Origin of the sequence: Bacteroides hominis (assembly GCF_033042785.2) — a bacterium.
Taxonomy (GTDB): Bacteria; Bacteroidota; Bacteroidia; order Bacteroidales; family Bacteroidaceae; genus Bacteroides; species Bacteroides hominis.
In genome coordinates, this window is the sequence record NZ_CP178829.1 from 3,660,308 (window position 1) to 3,677,450 (window position 17,143).

Annotated in this window: 15 protein-coding genes and 1 pseudogene; 7 read left to right on the plus strand and 9 right to left on the minus strand. The window is 43.3% G+C overall.

Annotated elements, in window-relative coordinates:
- Positions 1 to 2 precede the first annotated feature (2 nt).
- Positions 3 to 761: a DUF4099 domain-containing protein gene (locus tag R3O62_RS15345; RefSeq protein WP_117833918.1), complete on the minus strand. Its 759-nt coding sequence runs from the start codon at positions 759 to 761 to the stop codon at positions 3 to 5.
- A 221-nt stretch (positions 762 to 982) separates the two neighbouring features.
- Here R3O62_RS15345 and R3O62_RS15350 point away from each other — a divergent pair, with 221 nt between their 5' ends.
- A complete protein-coding gene (locus R3O62_RS15350) occupies positions 983 to 1,642 on the plus strand; it encodes a M23 family metallopeptidase (RefSeq protein WP_008640404.1) in 660 nt (219 codons plus the stop codon).
- A 32-nt stretch (positions 1,643 to 1,674) separates the two neighbouring features.
- On the opposite strand, the gene R3O62_RS15355 is transcribed toward R3O62_RS15350, so the two are convergent.
- The gene (locus R3O62_RS15355; protein ID WP_004308677.1) at positions 1,675 to 2,511 is read right to left on the minus strand and encodes a phosphoribosyltransferase family protein; all 837 of its coding nucleotides are present in this window, start codon (positions 2,509 to 2,511) and stop codon (positions 1,675 to 1,677) included.
- A gap of 305 nt (positions 2,512 to 2,816) precedes the next feature.
- Here R3O62_RS15355 and R3O62_RS15360 point away from each other — a divergent pair, with 305 nt between their 5' ends.
- The 3 genes from R3O62_RS15360 to R3O62_RS15370 all read left to right on the plus strand — a co-directional run bounded on the left by R3O62_RS15360 (position 2,817) and on the right by R3O62_RS15370 (position 4,579).
- Positions 2,817 to 3,047: a hypothetical protein gene (locus R3O62_RS15360; RefSeq protein WP_009017574.1), complete on the plus strand. Its 231-nt coding sequence runs from the start codon at positions 2,817 to 2,819 to the stop codon at positions 3,045 to 3,047.
- A gap of 460 nt (positions 3,048 to 3,507) precedes the next feature.
- Positions 3,508 to 4,074 carry a ribonucleotide-diphosphate reductase subunit alpha gene (locus R3O62_RS15365; RefSeq protein ID WP_004323418.1) on the plus strand — a complete coding sequence of 189 codons (567 nt, stop codon included), beginning with the start codon at positions 3,508 to 3,510 and terminating at the stop codon, positions 4,072 to 4,074.
- Position 4,075: 1 nt separating this feature from the next.
- Positions 4,076 to 4,579: an SLOG family protein gene (locus R3O62_RS15370; RefSeq protein ID WP_004313628.1), complete on the plus strand. Its 504-nt coding sequence runs from the start codon at positions 4,076 to 4,078 to the stop codon at positions 4,577 to 4,579.
- 341 nt (positions 4,580 to 4,920) lie between these two features.
- Here R3O62_RS15370 and R3O62_RS15375 read toward each other — a convergent pair whose 3' ends face one another.
- Entirely contained in the window at positions 4,921 to 5,406 is a 486-nt protein-coding gene (locus R3O62_RS15375) for a dihydrofolate reductase family protein (RefSeq protein WP_117833917.1), read from the minus strand.
- A gap of 179 nt (positions 5,407 to 5,585) precedes the next feature.
- Positions 5,586 to 5,788 (minus strand): annotated as a pseudogene (locus tag R3O62_RS15380) (hypothetical protein).
- 475 nt (positions 5,789 to 6,263) lie between these two features.
- Between R3O62_RS15380 and R3O62_RS15385 the strand changes: the two are divergent.
- On the plus strand, positions 6,264 to 6,485 hold the full coding sequence (locus R3O62_RS15385; protein ID WP_117833916.1) for a DUF7688 family protein: 222 nt from the start codon (positions 6,264 to 6,266) through the stop codon (positions 6,483 to 6,485).
- Positions 6,486 to 6,497: 12 nt separating this feature from the next.
- Positions 6,498 to 7,070: a hypothetical protein gene (locus R3O62_RS15390; RefSeq protein WP_007218123.1), complete on the plus strand. Its 573-nt coding sequence runs from the start codon at positions 6,498 to 6,500 to the stop codon at positions 7,068 to 7,070.
- A 139-nt stretch (positions 7,071 to 7,209) separates the two neighbouring features.
- Here the strand turns inward: R3O62_RS15390 and R3O62_RS15395 are convergent, their stop codons facing one another.
- Genes R3O62_RS15395 through R3O62_RS15405 form a run of 3 tightly spaced genes read right to left on the minus strand, consistent with a single transcriptional unit; the run spans position 7,210 to position 8,631 of the window.
- The gene (locus R3O62_RS15395; protein ID WP_117833915.1) at positions 7,210 to 7,563 is read right to left on the minus strand and encodes a hypothetical protein; all 354 of its coding nucleotides are present in this window, start codon (positions 7,561 to 7,563) and stop codon (positions 7,210 to 7,212) included.
- Positions 7,564 to 7,582: 19 nt separating this feature from the next.
- Positions 7,583 to 8,068: a hypothetical protein gene (locus R3O62_RS15400; protein ID WP_004308670.1), complete on the minus strand. Its 486-nt coding sequence runs from the start codon at positions 8,066 to 8,068 to the stop codon at positions 7,583 to 7,585.
- Positions 8,069 to 8,073: 5 nt separating this feature from the next.
- Positions 8,074 to 8,631, minus strand: coding sequence for a Panacea domain-containing protein (locus tag R3O62_RS15405; RefSeq protein ID WP_004308669.1), 558 nt, complete (start codon positions 8,629 to 8,631; stop codon positions 8,074 to 8,076).
- A gap of 539 nt (positions 8,632 to 9,170) precedes the next feature.
- Here R3O62_RS15405 and R3O62_RS15410 point away from each other — a divergent pair.
- On the plus strand, positions 9,171 to 14,150 hold the full coding sequence (locus R3O62_RS15410) for an N-6 DNA methylase (protein WP_117833914.1): 4,980 nt from the start codon (positions 9,171 to 9,173) through the stop codon (positions 14,148 to 14,150).
- Positions 14,151 to 14,391: 241 nt separating this feature from the next.
- Here the strand turns inward: R3O62_RS15410 and R3O62_RS15415 are convergent, their stop codons facing one another.
- Together R3O62_RS15415 and tssD are read right to left on the minus strand one after the other, a co-directional pair.
- Positions 14,392 to 16,281: a P-loop NTPase fold protein gene (locus R3O62_RS15415; RefSeq protein WP_117833913.1), complete on the minus strand. Its 1,890-nt coding sequence runs from the start codon at positions 16,279 to 16,281 to the stop codon at positions 14,392 to 14,394.
- A 222-nt stretch (positions 16,282 to 16,503) separates the two neighbouring features.
- Complete coding sequence (gene tssD, locus R3O62_RS15420) at positions 16,504 to 16,893, minus strand: type VI secretion system tube protein TssD (protein WP_004308665.1); 390 nt, start codon at positions 16,891 to 16,893, stop codon at positions 16,504 to 16,506.
- Positions 16,894 to 17,143: the final 250 nt, after the last annotated feature.

A 17,143-nucleotide genomic window follows, 5' to 3' on the forward strand; every position in this document is an offset into this window, starting at 1 on the left:
TCTTATTTGTGAATACCTGCCGCTCGGTTACGCTCACCGATTTTCTTCTGTTCGTTCCACAGTTCTTCGGTGTATTCCTCCTCTGGAACGTAGTCGAGATTGCCGTCATCATCCATCACCCAGCAACCGTAGCAACCGAAGGTGTACTTATCCCATTCACGCTTGGGTTGCTCTTTCCATTTCTGCGCGTCACCTGCGCAGAAACGGATGCCTGTCTTGTTGTGAAGGTCGATGCCTACCGTGACAGGTTCGCCATCCACTGCCACCGTCAGAGGCTCACCATGCTGCATTCCGTTTACTTCTACTGTACCTAAGTGCATTACCTCTGCCAGCACTTTCAGGTTACGGGCGATGATGGGTGTCGGAACATACATCACCTGTTTTGTTTCCTCGTCGATTTGCACGAAAGCTTTACTGCGTCGTCCGTCCGCCATAGCCACGTCTGCAATGATGGATTTGCCGTCAAGCAACTGTTTTTGCTGCTCCTCGTTGTAGCATTCCAGTGGTGACGACTTCAGTGTGGGATAAAAGACCACATCCACCTCGCCGCTATCCATACGGATAAAGGCAAACCGACTGCGACTCTCGATTACTTCGCCATTCTCGTTAGTGACACGCATGGGCAGTACCGGCGAGTAGCCGCCTTTCCCGATTTCTTTCAGGATACACAGGGGCAAATCTTCAATCATTTCTTGGGTAAGCCCAAAGCGGGCCAATGTCGGATAAGGCAGTTCGTTGAACTCAAATTGTTCTTTTTTCATATTCTGAATGATGTTATAAAATTATACTCAGCAAATATAGAGCGATTTCTTATCTGATGACTAAAACATTTCTTTATAAGTGATTATAAAGTGGTATTTTTAATGTTTTGAATATGATTTTTCGCAAATAATCATATTCAAAATTGATTAAATAATTATATTTGGAGAAAAAACAGTCGGCAATGGACAGACCATAAGAAGAGCGTGCTAACTTTGCTGCCATGAGAAAGATTTTATTATTGATGATGACGGGTGTCTCATTATGTATCACGCCAGCCAAAGCACAATTCAATACCGTTGCCGTTACCCCAACACGCTACAAGATGGAGGTATTGGATATGGGGTTAGACCAAGCGGAACCGGCATCCGAAATCGAGATTTCCGTACAGGAAGTTTCAACAGGTATCCCGGTATCCGCAGATATGGATAAGAAAAAGTGGATGGATCGTTACTTGAGTGTAAGTTACCCGTTACGTTATATCAAGGTCACTTCGCCTTATGGCTACCGTAAGGACCCGTTTACGGGAAAGAGTAAATTTCATGGCGGACTGGACTTGCGCGCACGTGGCGACAAGGTGATGGCCATGATGGAGGGTGTGGTCGTGAAGGTCGGACAGGACAAGACTTCCGGCAAGTATGTAACCTTGCGGCATGGTAGGTACACCGTCAGTTATTGTCATCTCTCTAAAATTCTTATCGTCAAAGGGGCAATAGTTCATCCTCGTGATGTGGTTGGCATTACCGGCTCCACAGGACGCAGCACCGGCGAACACCTGCATATCACCTGCAAACTCAATGGCAGGAGTATCAGCCCCTCGCTTATATTCGATTATATCCAATCCATCCGGCAGGAGTGTATATCAGCATTGGCAGGTTTGTAAAAGAGAAGTGAAAAGGGCTGAAAACGTTCCGGTTACTTTGTCATCCGTTCAATAATATGGGCAATATGGTTGCCCCAGACGTGTATTTGTACAAGGAGCATCGAAGGCATGGAGAGCGTCTTGCCATAGAAGATAGCCGCCACTACTTTGCCACCGCACCGTTCTATCTCTTCCTTGTAATCCACCACGCTTTGCCCGGTTGTCAGCACATCATCTATGATGATAATCTCTTTCCCTTTGATTTTTCCAGTAATGAGGTAGTTTCGTTCGAGGATACGCTTCTCTCCACCTTTGGCCTCATGCAGGCTTTCTCGTGCATCGCAAATATCAACGTCGTACAGTCCTGAAGTTAAATCCTGTCGGTGCTTTCCGATGTACCAGTCGAGCCGTTTGAACCGTTGACCGTATTTTATCCAGTTGCTACACGGCATGAACATTATATGGTAAGGTCTCTTTTTCAGTTGCAAGGCATTCATACACGTTTTAAAGAACTCGATTCCGTGTATATCTCCTTGTTTGAACTGGTAGATGGAATGGCAGAAAGCCCTCTGTTCATCATTGAGTAGCGCATTGTATCGTGACGGATAGTAATATCCGTAAAAGGAGATTCGGATGCCTCGTAACTTGAACGGCTTATGGGGAGAATGGCCATCAAACCGTTCGGGATGCAAGAGACAGAACATACGGCAGGCTTCCCGATGACCGGCCATTACCGCCAGACGACAGTAACGTTCACGTTCCTCGCTCTTTTCGGTCAACCGTGCGGCGGCGAATGCCGCTTCTCCTGCTTTTCGTCGCCAGTAGCCGATAATATACCACAATGCCCCAATTGTGAAAAGCAGGAGTATGAACAATAGTCTTGCATTCATCGTATTTTTATTTGAATGAAGCAGCCCGTTTCAATCTGGTTATTTACAACATTACGGTGTATTTCGACATAATCGGATATGGGGGTTGTGGCTTCATTATTTATATCAAATTCGTTTTCACTCACTTGCAAAGTTAGCAAAATCGTGGCACTAATCTAAAATAGCACCGATAATTTATAAGCCATATCACTTTTATATCATAAAGTCTTACCCATACAATTTCCTCTTTTAATTGTACATGCTCAACTTTTATAGAAGATGTTCGCCCTGACCGGTACACGGCAAATGGCATACAAGTCTGCTATATGCTGTGTACCCGTCTTTGGGGCAAAGCAAGGACGATGGCACATTTGCCACAAGTGTCAATCAAGCCAATCTGTTGTCCTTGCAGCGACCTCTGCTATCTGTTCTTTTGTAACCGGCAATGCCGTCTGTTTGTTTTTATAGCTTCGCCCCACACCATCAGCGGAGCGTCACAGGACTTGTCCGCAAGAGACATTCACTCACCTTATGGCAGCAGAGCTGCTATGGGGTGAGTGAAAGACTCTTTACGGAAGCCAAACATGAAAAGACCGTACACCTCGGTCACAAACTGCCAAGGCTTACGCTTCGCCAGATTTGAGACTAAGTTGTACGGTCACTTCATCGGGAAGTTTGGACCGGCAAGCCACAGACGCTCCACTGCCCACCCATTCCTTTTATAAATCTTGCACCTATTCTACATGTCTATATGACAACCGCCTGTAGTAAGAAAGCATATTCTGTTTGTCGGTTAGCTCTGCTGTAGTCATATTTTCCGCAAAGTAAGCCGCCTTTTACCAAACATCAAATCGCCACTATCGCTGGAACGAAAAATCTTCCTCTGACACGTCAGAGCGTATTTCTTGTCCCCGTTTTGTCTTATCGGTATTCTTGGGCGGCAGTTGATGGCAGAAAATATCCCTCAGCAGGCTGAACAGCCTTCAAAAAGAGGGAAAAAGAAAAATTATCAGAGTTATGGCAAAGACGATAGACATAGAACTTCAAAAACAGTTGGACAAGCCACAGGCATGGTTCTGTAAGTATTTTCCTGCACGCATACGCAATGTGAGTGAGCGTGAGATAGCAGACCGCAAGTTAGTCTTTGATTTCAAGGATGGACGGGCATACGAAGAGGTTGCTCAACGCACGGCAGCCAACATGACCGAACGTTATGGAACATCATGTACTAACATTGTATTTTCTCCCGTACCGGCATCCACCGATAAGAAGAACGAGATACGTTACAAAGCATTCTGCCAAAGAGTATGCGAACTGACGGGAGCTATCAATGGTTATGACCATGTATCAGTGAGTGGTGAGAGGCTAACCATTCACGAAAACCGTAAGGCAGAGAAAGAAGTCCGTAAGGTAAACGTCATTGAGTTTGATTCGGCTTTTTTCAACGGCAGGTCTGTGGTAGTCTTTGATGATGTGATAACCAAAGGGCTGAGTTATGCTACCTATGCCAATCAGCTTGAAAGCCTTGGTGCTAATGTACTCGGAGGTATATTCCTCGCAAGAACCCATTACAAAGTGAAATAATATGACCCAGACAAAGTATGATAAGGCAGTGTCCGTTTGCTTCAGTGGACACCGCAATATTCCATTCCTATACAGGAAGCAACTGAAGCTGCAATTAAAGGCAGCGATAACCAAGGCATACGCTGGAGGTTATCGTCATTTTTACTGTGGTTGTGCCATGGGGTTTGATATGCTGGCGGCAGAAGTTGCTCTTGCGTTGCAGTCTGAATTGTCAGGTCTGCAAGTTATTGCCGTAGTACCGTATCGCGGACAATCCGAGCGGTGGAACGATGCGATGAAAGCCCGGTATGATACTATTCTCTGTAACTCGGATGATGTTATCATCCTGAGCGAACACTACTACCATGGCTGTTTGCTTCGACGCAACGACTATATGGTTTTTCACAGTTCGTCTCTTATTGCCTGGTATGACGGAAACCCCAAGGGTGGTACGTTTTATACTTATCGTAAGGCTACAGCGAATGGACTAAAAGTTCTAAATCTCTATGGCAGCTCAATCGTATAACAGCCATCTTGTTTTTGCATATTCCGAGCCGTAGCGGTGACTCCTTTGCCATTCATGTAAAGGCTGTTTTGTCAGCCATAGCGTGATATGGCAAAGTACGCTATTAGTTCTGATGTATTGCCCGGCTTTACCTATGTGCCGGTTTAGTTGGTGTTGCTGTATTTTTATATCTTCGGAGGCTCCATCCTCCTTATATCTTTCTCTACCTTTTTTAGTATTCGGCTTAAAAAGTAATATACTTGCCTTACTTTTCGCCTATTTAGCATGTTTAGGGCACGTCTTTTATAATAAAAGTGCAGCAATTGGTTGCTGCACTTTTGCTATAATATCTATTTGTCATATTAGACCTTCCCGTACACCGTCCTCATTTTTCCGTCCACCAGCACCTTATTTGACCGCACAATCCAAGCTCTGCCGTCATTCAATCCGCATTCCAATGCCTTTTCGCCGCCGCCGATTAGTACCGGAACGGTTGTCACTGTGATTTCGTCCGCCAGCCCGTTATCCAAGAGTAAAGCCCCGATTTCCTCACCGTAAGCCACCACCATACCGTCGCCGTTTTCCTTCATCTGTCTCAGTTCTGCCACTGCATCTCCTTGGATAAACTTCACTCGTTCATTCTCCGTCAGGTCGATGCCGCCGTTCGTCACAACCAAAGTCTCTTTCGCCGTAATCGGCCAACCCAAATGGTTCATATAAATACGCAGGTAAGTTTCTTCGTCAATCAGCACACAACTGGAGGCATCCACAGCCGCATCAAAATGCTTGTCCGAAGGAGTCGGACAACCGTCGATGGACTGGTACACGTGCAAGGAAATCTGTTTCATATTCAATGTGTTTTTAAGAATTATGTCCACCTTGCACCCTAAAGGACAGCATGAACCCACGCTATTCCGGAATAGAGGTACTGCCATACCTAAAAGGCAGATAAGCAAACCCTTGCTGTATAAACATACAGTATGAATATTTTGCTATACATCTTGTCTTTTTGATAAGTGTCAGTTTTCTATTCCAAGACGTTCAGTGAACGTATAATATATATATATCAATCTCCGCCTGTTTCCAAGCTGAGTATGAATCTTCCATGTCACGACAATAACCGTACCCGAAAGTACCGTCTGCTGTCTTCATTTTGACAAAGATAACGAAATATTGGCGGATAAGCAAACAAAAAACATTGTTTTTCTGGTTGCCTGTTCCGAACTGCATTCTGCCTTATCAAAAAGACTTACTCATTCCCTATGATTTAATACAGTCGTCATTCTGCAATTATCAAGAGATGGGCCAATCCATCCGATTCCACCTCCCTTTATAGTTCACCTTCCTCCGATATAGTACGGGCAATCCGTTCTGGTTGTCCGTTACCCTGTTTTAACACCCCTGTTTTACAGTTTTATTCATCCCTTTCTATTTGATTGTCATTTATTATCGTTTTGCTGCTGCCGTGCGACCTCTCGTGGACTTATTTTCCCGCAAAGGTAATAGGCTGCTCCAATCTTGCCAATGCCGGCGTTCCGCCGCGAGTGAGCCGCAAAAATCTTCCTCTCCGTCTGTCGAGCGTATTTTCCCGCATCAGCCTTGTCAGATTGTTTCCGCCACCTTTTGGAGGCAGAAAAATAAATCCCAAAGGTCGCAAACAGGTTGAACAAAGGGAAATAGTAACAATAAAAACAAAAATAACATTATGAAAACAGAGATTAGGCAGAATGGCAAAGTGATACTATCGAGTACAGACGATATATCCATTCCGATGATTTTCAAAAACTTATGTGGTAAGAACTTTTCTGGAAACGACTATCAAAACTATCTCAGAACAGTTTGTCAGGATATTGGTGTTACGACGGGGGCGATTGAGTATTATGCCGACAACGTTTTGATTGAGAAAGCAACTATTCCTGTATTTTAAAAACTATATACAATGAAAAGGAAAGAGAAAGCAGCAGTAGATGAATTTGTTGCCCTTGTAGGAGGCAAGACATGGGAGCCTGTACGACATAAATGTATGGGTAAATGGAGTGGTATGACCGATTACGGTTTTGTCATAGACGGACGGATAACGCTCTTTGTTTCCAATAGTATGGCATACTTTAAGAAACGGATTCGTGAGTGGATTAAGTCGATACATACTTTTGAAGCGAAGAAAGATTGCTACCTCCGCTTGCTACGTGAACAAATTGAAAAGGACAACGACAAGGCAAAGGACGAAAAGTTAAATCCTGTCAGACTGATAGACATCGGCATCTTATCCCCCGAAAGCAATAGCCCGTTTGATTTTTTTACCCCTTATGTGTTAGTCGAAATAAACGGCAGGCGGTTCAAGCATCAAACAGCGGAGTTAAGTTGCGCTATTATGGTGGATAGTTTGGCAGGATACCTTGAAGAATGCAACTGCAAGGATATATACACGGCAAGGGCAGTGCGTACACCTGACTACATTTTTTGCGGTGTGCGGTTTGACTCCCGTGATAATATGTATAAGATTGGAAAGTAGAGATTAATGATGTCTGAAGAAGTTATCACTTACAACGATAACTCCAGTCGTTTTATAGGACAGCATCAGCATTTGCCCCACTAAATACATAAGTTCCCAATTTACGATTGGAGACTTATGTATTTTTCTGTATGGAAAACTAATCAAATAATCGCTGACTTATCATCCAGTCATTAAGCACGCCCGGATCTACACGATTTGTAAGATTCACATTTTTACTCAAACAACCGATTTTCTCACCTCTTAAATAAATAACTGGTGGGGTTAATGTATTCGGATTGTATGGACTTAATGATGAACTGGGACTTCCATATATGGAATACCGATTCTTGAAAGATATACTTGAAAAGTGACTACCGTATATATTCTCGTTGTTGGATATGGAATCAGGAGTAGATGTGTTCAACGACAATCTGCCTAAATACAAACCGTCATTTGCCAATAGAAACGATTCTTTCCTTGAAATTCTGGTATCTAAACATATTCTATCCATTCCCTATGATTTAACGCCATTATTTAATAATGCCATAACGTCTTTTAGTTGCATTATCGAACACCTCTGTCTCTCTTAGAAACTGCATTACCCGTTCCCTGTCTTCGGAAATCAGGCAACCTTTCAGTTTACCGTTCTTTTCCGTGATTTTTAATTTTGAAAGTTCGAATATATCGGAACAATCCAGCCAACTGTCATAGTCCAGAATATCACGATAGTTCCGAACCATCAAAGGATATTGGCAGTCCAGTAGCTCTTCCGACCTCTTGGAAGAATCTATTTCCGAATTTATCAGTAAGGCACCGATAGCGACACCTTCCGGAGTAAAGCCGATAATAACAATATATTTATTGCGGTCTTTATATCCGTCTTTTAGTATCAGTCCGTCCTCTTCGTCCAAGGGGACATAAATAATGTCACCAATTTTGACTGATGACATATCTACTTGCTCAGCTTTGGCCATTATAGCTTTCAGCTTTTCCAATGCACCGGTTTTGTCGTCCATTTGATTTAAGATAAAGCGTTCTTGACAATCTGCTTTTCTCGGATATAATCTACCATGTCCTTGGTAGCTTTTCCTGCCCGGGCTATATCTATAATGGTAATGAAGTTTTTTTGAGGATCATCCTGAATGCGTGTCATCGCTTCTTCCCATGCCGAGTCATGCGACAAATCGGACAAGTCATAAGGGTCTGTATCCTTATATTTAGCGATAGCAGCGTCAAGACAACGTTTGTTGGCACCTGATATATAGTCCATATCGGGTACGGCAGAAGTATATACCTTCTTGTCACGAACCTCTATGTCTGAAAGGAACTCGTCAAAATTCCCATCCAAGGGTTTGCCTTCTGCAATTTGCAGTGCCTTGTAGGTATAGGCTGGCACCGGGCCATGCTTCAATGCTCTGAAAGAGTCTTCGACAATCACTTTGCCATATTTGACAAGATGGTCCTGTTGGGCAAAATAAAGTATTTTAAATAACTTTATATAGTCCACTCCTTGAGTGAAACTCTGCATGATGTAGAGTACCACTGCTCTTATTTTAGCAATCTGTATAGCTGTTTTCATTTCAAAAAAATCTATGCGATTACAAAGATACAACTAATTTGCTGAATAATACGCTCATGATACAAAAAAAATAGTCCGTTGCATTTTTTTACGACATTTAATATAGTCGTCATTCTGAGAGTAATAGTCTGCAATTATCAAGAGATGGGCCAATCCACCCGATTCCACCTCCCTTTATAGTTCACCTTCCTCCGATTATAGTACGGGCAATCCGTTCCGATTGTCCGTTACCCTGTTTTAACACCCCTGTTTTACAGTTTTATTCATCCCTTTCTATTTGATTGTCATTTATTATCGTTTTGCTGCTGCCGTGCGACCTCTCGTGGACTTATTTTCCCGCAAAGGTAATAGGCTGCTCCAATCTTGCCAATGCCGGCGTTCCGCCGCGAGTGAGCCGCAAAAATCTTCCTCTCCGTCTGTCGAGCGTATTTTTCCGCATCAGCCTTGTCAGATTGTGTCCGCCACCTTTTGGAGGCAGAAAAATAAATCCCAAAGGTCGCAAACAGGCCGAAAAAAGGGAAAAAAAGAAAGGTTAAATTATGAGTTACAACAAATTGAAATCATTGGTAGCGAACGTGGAAGCCATAGAAACGGCAATGAAAATCCAAGTTCAAGGCAGGCAGGCCACTGCGGAAGAAAAAGAAATTTTATCCCGATATTCTGGTTTCGGGGGTATCAAAGAAGTGTTGAATATAGGTACGGACAAGCCCATAAGTGGTGATATGCAAGAACCGATACAAAGATTGCAGGAGTTAATCAATGCTTACCCTCATTTCACAGAACCCATGCGACACAATGTCATAGAGGGTATCAAAGCATCTGTACTGACAGCATTTTACACTCCTAAATTCCTTGTTGATGCAGTGGTGCGGCAGATACACGCCACGTTCAGCGAAAACGGCCTCAAAATGCGTTCATTTCTCGAACCGAGTGCAGGTATAGGCGGTTTTCTGCCCATAGCCATGTCCGGCACGTATGACTATGCCATTGAGAAAGATCTCATTTCGGGGATGATACTTTCCCTGCTCCATGAGAACACGCTAACACGGACGGCTGCATTTGAAACCATTGGAGAACAAGGTTTTGAGCATACAACTTTCGATGTCATAGCCTCCAACATCCCGTTTGGCAATTTCCGGGTATTCGATGCGGAGCTGTGGAAGAAAGGCGGTATGTACGAACAGGCCACCAAGACCATACACAACTACTTTTTTGTCAAAGCGATGGAGTTGTTGAATGAGGGTGGGTTATTGGCTTTCATCACATCGAGGGGCATAGCCGACACGCCCGGTAACAAGTTCGTGCGTGAATATCTTGTAAATCATGCCGACCTGATAAGTGCAATCCGTCTGCCCGATATGCTTTTCATGCAGACAAGCGGTATAGAGGTAGGCAGTGACCTGCTGATATTCCAAAAGCACACGCACAAGACGGTACTCTCACAACGGGAACAACTGTTTTTACAAGTAGGCAGGGAAAAGGCGGACGCCATAGGCACAATGACCGAATACGCCAACAAATTGTTTACCATGCCGAAAACCACCCTTGCAACAGGTAGCCGCATTGTGCAGAACCAATACGGAAAATATGTGCGCAAATACCAATGGCAGGGAAATGAAAATGCCATGTCGCAATATCTCGCCGCACTGCTGAAACTCGACTTTGGCCGATATTTCCGCAAAAGTCTTTTCACAGGGAACGGACAGGGCAGCGAACATATGCAAATGTCCCTTTTCGGGAATGTAGCGATGAAACAAGTAGAAAAAGGTAAACGAGCCTACACGGATGGGGTGGAAGCATGGATGAAAGACGGCGCAATGGTACTGTTTGAGGGCCAGGTGGGTACTATCCAATATCGAAAATCAAGTCTTTATCAAGAGGTAGCCATTGATTTTGTGCCGGTGGACGAGGGTAAGGTCAATACAGATAGGGCGAAAGACTATTTTCCTATACGCAAAGCATACTTTGAACTGTCAATCAAAGAGAGGGAAGAACAAAAAGAGGATAACGGATTGCGTAGAGAGCTGAACGCCCGATACGATGCCTTTGTTGCCAAATGGGGCTGTTTCCACGAGAACGACAACAAGGAGTTTATCATGCTTGACAGCCTCGGTGTGGAAGTCTTTACAATAGAAATGCAGCTTGGAAAAGATTTAGTCAAGTCCGACATCATGCGTGAACCTGTGGCGTTCAAGAAGATAGACCCGAACAAACGGCTGACACCGATTGAAGCGTTGGCAAGCAGCTTGAATTTCTACGGCAGGGTTGATATGGACTACCTGATGCAGTCCACGGATAGTGCCGAGGAAGAAATCATCGGCGACCTCAAAGGTGAAATATTTTACAATCCTGCTGTCGGGGAGTGGGAGCACAAAGGCAAGTTCCTTTCAGGCAATGTCATAGCCAAATGCAAGGAGATAGGTTCTTACTTATCCGAACTCACGGACAGGGAAAAAGATTGGACGGAAACTGCTGTAAGGGCTTTGGCGGATGCGACACCCGAAGCGATACCCTACGAGGAACTCGACATTAACATGGGTGAGCGTTGGATTGACACTAAGTTATATGCCGATTTTGCAACTGAACTTTTCGAGACCGAGACAAGCGTAATGTATTTCGATGTGAACGACACCTACATAGTACGCCTGCAAAGTTACTCTCCGGTGGCTTACAACACCTATTTCGTTCGTAACTATGACGGTGGGGATTTGTTTGTTCATGCCCTGCATGATACTGTACCTGAAATCACGAAAGAGATATACCGCAATGGTGATAAGGTGCGTGTACCGGACGAGGAAGCCATACAGGAGGCAGCCACCAAGATACAGGAGATTAGAGACCGTTTCAACTGCTGGCTTGACAGGCAGCCGATAGAGGTTCGGGACGAGCTGGTGAGGGTGTATAACGAGCGTTTCAACTGCTATGTCAGGCCGCACTATGACGGTTCGGCACAAACCTTTCCGCAGCTCTCTTTCGAGCAATTTCCATATGATAGCCTATATCCCTCACAGAAAGATGCTATCTGGATGATTAAGCAGAACGGAGGCGGTATCTGTTGGCACGAGGTAGGCACAGGCAAGACGATGATAATGTGTGTTGCCGCCTACGAAATGAAACGTCTCGGATTGGCACACAAGCCGCTTATTATCGGGCTGAAAGCCAATGTACACGAAATCGCCGATACGTTCCGTAAGGCATACCCTACGGCCAAAGTTCTCTATCCGGGCAAGGACGATTTTACCGCTGCCAACAGGCAAGAGGTCTTTTCAAAAATCAAGAACAACAACTGGGACTGCATCATACTCACGCACGACCAGTTCGCCAAGATACCGCAGTCAGAAGAGACCATGATAGATATATTCACGGAAGAGCTTGCCGATGTGGAACGTAACCTTGAATTTTTGGAGCAGTCCACTATGCGTTACCGTAGCGGAAAGATGCAGGAGGGGTTAGAAAAGCGTAAACAGAACCTTGGGGCTAAATTACAAGAACTGCGTATGAAAATCAATAATCGGAAAGACGATGCTGTGGACTTCCACACAATGGGAATAGACCATATTTTTGTAGATGAGTGCCATATTTTCAAGAACTTAATGTTCCAGACACGCCATAACCGTGTGGCAGGTATCGGCAACACCAAAGGCTCTCAAAGGGCAATGAACCTCTTGTTCGCCATTCGTGACATCCAACTTCGTACAGGTCGTGACCTTGGGGCTACGTTTCTGTCGGGTACAGTGGTGGTAAATGCACTGACCGAACTATATGTGATGTTCAAGTATTTGCGTCCGCAGGAGCTTCAACGGCAACGGATTAGCTGTTTCGATGCGTGGGCAGCCATATTCACAAAGAAAACGGCAGATTATGAGTTGAACGTGACAGGCTCGGTGAAGCGCAAAGAGCGTTTTCGTACTTATATCAAAGTACCGGAACTGGCAATGTTCCTGCGTGAGATTACGGATTACCGTACAGCCGACATGATAAATCTTGATGTGCCTGAGAAGAACGTGCGTTTCCTCTCTTATCCCCCGACAATTGAGCAGGAGGAAATGATAGGACGCTTGGTATCTTTTGCCGGTAGCGGCCAGTGGGAGGACTTGGGGCTTGACGTTCCGCAACCCGACAACCTCGACAAGGCTAAAATGTTGGTTGTGACCAATGTAGCCCGAAAAATGGCTCTTGATATGCGCTTGTTGGGTTGCAAGTTCAAGGATGATGCCGATAACAAGGCTTCTATCTGTGCGAGGACAATCTATGACTACTATATACGCTCGAATGACAATCGGGGTACACAGTTCGTGTTCAGCGACCTTGGTACATACAAACCGAACGAATGGAACATATATACCGACATCAAAGAAAAGTTGGTACGGCTCGGTATTCCTGCTGATGAAATACAGTTTATCCAATGCGCCACTACCGAGAGGACAAGAAAAAAGCTGTTTGAAGAAATGAATAACGGCAAGGTGCGAGTTCTTTTTGGAAGTACGACCATGTTAGGCACAGGTGTGAACGCCCAACAAAGGGCTGTGGCGGTGCATCACCTTGAAATACCTTGGCGACCTGCTGACATGGAACAACGAAACGGCAGGGCAGTACGCAAAGGCAACACTGTAAAGCTGTGGGGTGGCAATGTGGTGGATATCGTAATTTATGGTACGGAAAAGACCCTCGATGCCTACAAGTTTAATCTGTTGAAAAACAAGCAGATGTTTATCAATCAAATTAACAACGGCACAATTGCCGTGCGCCGTATCGACGAGGGAGGCATGGATGAGGACAGCGGTATGAACTTCGCCGAGTTCGTGGCTATTCTGTCAGGAAATAACGACTTGCTGAACAAGACGAAGCTCGACAACAAGATTATGCAGCTTGAAAAGGAACAGGCTATTTTCAAGAAAGAACGCATCCGTGCCGAGCGTAAAATAGCTGCCTGTCAGGAAGAAGTCGAAAAGGCAAAGCGTACTGAGGCCGATTTCAAGAGGGATTTGGAATACATCAACTCGTATAATGGGGCAAAGGCAACCCTGCTTTTAAACTTGCCGCAAGCCAGTACCGAGGAAGTTGGTCGGGAGTTGCACCATATAGCCAAGACCTACCGCAACGGAGCGTATGGCACAGTTGGCACGTATGCAGGACTGAACTTGTTGGTGCATAGCGAGTATAATATGGACGGTACGTTTGACCGCAATACATTCTTTGTAGAGGGTATAAGTGGGTTGAAATACCGATGCGGCCTAAGCGGTGCGCTGCCGCTTGGTTTCGTTGAGTCGGCGCAATATCCGCATGGAGCATTAAGCAAATTGCCCTCTCTTATCGAGAAGCAACAAAAGGCGGTAGAGCGGATAGAAAGCGAAATTCCTACATTGCAGAAAATCGTTTGTCGCCAGTGGAGCAAGACTGATGAGCTGTCAAGGCTCAAACAGGAATGCAAGGAACTCCAGCACAGGATTGATGAAAGTCTGAAAGAGGCCGAACAACCACAGGCTGCCAAACACGAAGCTATTGCCGAAGCTGCTTGACATAATCATAATTTAACCGTTCCCTCTGCATGGTCGCGATGACCGGGCAGAGGGATTTTTTTGCGCTCCGGTCTGCCGACGGCTTTACTCTTTTATGGCATCCTTCCTCCCTTTATAGCCTCCCGATTCCCCGCCGCCACCCATTCTCATTTATAGCTATTAATATCTTCTGTTTTTAGTCAAATAGAGATAATATTCTTTCATCGCATATCCGTTTTTTGCGATACGCCATTTTTAGCTTCTACATTGGTGGCAATGTATCATTTTTGCCTTCACACCTCCTAATAGCTTCAATCAAGGCATCTTTTAACCTTATGAAGGCAAGTTTATCCACCCCTTTTGATATACTGATTTCATTACCGACCAAATCTTTTAACTTGAGTAAACAAGGAACATCTGCCTTATATCTGTCTCCCACATCTTGTAGGTCATAGTCAAATTTATAATGATAAGCAAGAAATTGCGTAAAAGTATTTCTACTTTTATTGCTTAGTTTGCAGATAGCATCAAAAAGAGCATTGGCATCTTCAGATGCAAATATAGCACGAAGTTCGTATGTACAACTTTTATCTGGATAAGGCAATCTGTCTATGATTATAAGTTGTTCTACTGTTCCTTCAGTCAAATTACGCAGTGCTTTTTGCATTTGATCCGGCAACTCATTTATCTTTGATTTCATCTTCTGCAAGAAATAGTCCACAATATCATCCGTTATTGAGGTCCTGGAATCTGTGGTTACATAATTACATCCACTAATAAAAAGCCCTCTTAACTGATAAAGTTCCTCTAAACTGGTTTGGCTATCAATCATTTCTGCTATTCTTACTTTTATTAAAGAGACATAAGCCTGTATAAAATAGAAAATGCCAATAGCGTGAAAATATGATAGATACGCAATACTATAACCAAGTTGATAAGCGTCTTTTATCTCTCTATCCAATATGGATTTTATAGTGTCCTGACAAATACTTTCAAGTTTTTGCTGCTCCATATCGAAAAAGCCGGATAGCATTTCCCAAGGTTTCAATTCTTTTTGCTTATCCCTTATCTCCGTAACAATAAATTCTACAAGTGGAGCACCTGTGATAATATAGTGTATAATAGCCGTAACATACTCCGGATTTAAGACATCATAAATTAACTCTTTGTTTAAAGAGTGATATTTTTCCCTTAGATGCTGTATCCTTTGCTTATCCTCATTATTATCTTGGAGTAGTGAAATCCGACAATCTCTACTCCAATTACAAATTACCTCTTTGTTCTCTCTATTATTATACTCTGCATACACTGCAATAAATGACCCAAGAATATTTTTAAGAAAGATATTCTCCTTTTCAACCAGTTCGGGAGGAAGTTTGTTTAAGTGGCTTTTAAAATCATATAAACATTGTCTCAAAACCCGTAAGTTGTCGGATTTTGTACACTTAAAACAGGCAATAATGAAATCACGCATTTCTTTCAAATAATCGGATACCGGTACTTCGCCAAGGAAGTATTCGATGGCTTCTTCTATGTCAGGTTGTATTTCAAATTCCCTGCCTATGGTCTTTTCCTTAAACTCATCCAATACAGCCTTGGGAAGTTCTTCAAGGTGGTTCTCATCTCCAATTACGACAACATGACAATTACAATGCTCTACAAAATAGTTGATAAAGCCTAACAATTCCTTCATCTCTATCAGGCACCTTTCGATGTCATCGAATATCAGAAACTTTACACCTTTTATACTGTCGTCTTTCACTTGTAGTAACGACAACGAATCCAGTGTTGCGGAAAAGGAACCATCCTCTTTAGAGTCTTCATTAAAATCCATACTTGTCTTGAAGACTACCTTACCGGCTAATTTCAAAACTCCCTTTATGAAACGCCCCGTTTTCGAATAGAAGAAAGGATTTAATTCCCTATCTATAGCTGTCTTGATGTCATTCACGCTATCCATTCCATAGGTCGAAATATAGATGGGCTTTAGCGTAATTTCCTCGTCGGTATCTGCGGTTCCATCAAACCTCTTCTTCCATTCTTTTATAAGATGAGTTTTGCCACATCCCCATTTTCCTTTCAGCATCACGGCATACTGAGGATTAGTATTATCAGCATAGCTGTTTAAAAAATCAAGAATCAAAGTATTCATACCTTTGTTATTAACATAATTCTATTTTAACTCCATTGGAAAACAAAAATGTAGCAATAAGAACATTAAATATTGAAATAGTAAACGACGCTGCAAATCCATTATCACCACATCCACAATGAACAAAGTTAGTGATATTTCTTAATACAATAATATCCAAACAACTAAATTTCATGTTTCTTCTTTGAAAGATCCAATAAAGGCTTGCAGGAATCGTCAGTCTTACCATTGATTGCTTAAATATGCGTCTCCTATCATAATAATATCCGCAGAAAATGTGATGGTGGAATACATTTGGCGTTTCCTGTCAACATTGTAAACCTCTTTGTAATATACGATATACGCATATTTGAACTCCACGACACGAAAGATTGAATTATCCTTAGTGTTGTAATAAATCACCTTGCCGCTTATCGCTTTGAAAGGACTGTTTACCATTGCTTCAAGAATAGTAGTTTCTCTGGTAGATTCAACGGTTATGGTAATACGTCCGCCAATAACATTTGTCACTGGCCTTCCTTTATTATCTGTCTTGCGGTTAAATTCAATGTGTGATGAAATCACTTCTATATCCTTTCCTTGTAAGCACACGGTTGCCTTTAATTCTGCCATGCTGATCTTATTATTTATTATAAAACCAAGACATTTCGCCTTGGTTAAAGCAGTCAGACCGCTTTCAAGACAAGAAGGAGGATATCATATTTCGCAAATATAGAATTTTCCCTTGAACTTAACAAGCAATCAATTAAATTTATTAACCGACAAGATAGAAGAAACACTGCTTACAGGCTGTCCTCCCTTTTAAGTAGTATGTATACAAAGTAGAGAAATGCTTGCAGTTCAAGATGTACCACGAAATTAA

Excerpts from the sequence above, each read along its gene's own strand:
- R3O62_RS15345 (WP_117833918.1), bottom strand. The coding sequence starts at position 761 with ATGAAAAAAGAACAATTTGAGTTCAACGAACTGCCTTATCCGACATTG.
- R3O62_RS15350 (WP_008640404.1), top strand. The coding sequence starts at position 983 with ATGAGAAAGATTTTATTATTGATGATGACGGGTGTCTCATTATGTATC.
- R3O62_RS15355 (WP_004308677.1), bottom strand. The coding sequence starts at position 2,511 with ATGAATGCAAGACTATTGTTCATACTCCTGCTTTTCACAATTGGGGCA.
- R3O62_RS15360 (WP_009017574.1), top strand. The coding sequence starts at position 2,817 with ATGCTGTGTACCCGTCTTTGGGGCAAAGCAAGGACGATGGCACATTTG.
- R3O62_RS15365 (WP_004323418.1), top strand. The coding sequence starts at position 3,508 with ATGGCAAAGACGATAGACATAGAACTTCAAAAACAGTTGGACAAGCCA.
- R3O62_RS15370 (WP_004313628.1), top strand. The coding sequence starts at position 4,076 with ATGACCCAGACAAAGTATGATAAGGCAGTGTCCGTTTGCTTCAGTGGA.
- R3O62_RS15375 (WP_117833917.1), bottom strand. The coding sequence starts at position 5,406 with ATGAAACAGATTTCCTTGCACGTGTACCAGTCCATCGACGGTTGTCCG.
- R3O62_RS15385 (WP_117833916.1), top strand. The coding sequence starts at position 6,264 with ATGAAAACAGAGATTAGGCAGAATGGCAAAGTGATACTATCGAGTACA.
- R3O62_RS15390 (WP_007218123.1), top strand. The coding sequence starts at position 6,498 with ATGAAAAGGAAAGAGAAAGCAGCAGTAGATGAATTTGTTGCCCTTGTA.
- R3O62_RS15395 (WP_117833915.1), bottom strand. The coding sequence starts at position 7,563 with ATGGATAGAATATGTTTAGATACCAGAATTTCAAGGAAAGAATCGTTT.
- R3O62_RS15400 (WP_004308670.1), bottom strand. The coding sequence starts at position 8,068 with ATGGACGACAAAACCGGTGCATTGGAAAAGCTGAAAGCTATAATGGCC.
- R3O62_RS15405 (WP_004308669.1), bottom strand. The coding sequence starts at position 8,631 with ATGAAAACAGCTATACAGATTGCTAAAATAAGAGCAGTGGTACTCTAC.
- R3O62_RS15410 (WP_117833914.1), top strand. The coding sequence starts at position 9,171 with ATGAGTTACAACAAATTGAAATCATTGGTAGCGAACGTGGAAGCCATA.
- R3O62_RS15415 (WP_117833913.1), bottom strand. The coding sequence starts at position 16,281 with ATGAATACTTTGATTCTTGATTTTTTAAACAGCTATGCTGATAATACT.
- tssD (WP_004308665.1), bottom strand. The coding sequence starts at position 16,893 with ATGGCAGAATTAAAGGCAACCGTGTGCTTACAAGGAAAGGATATAGAA.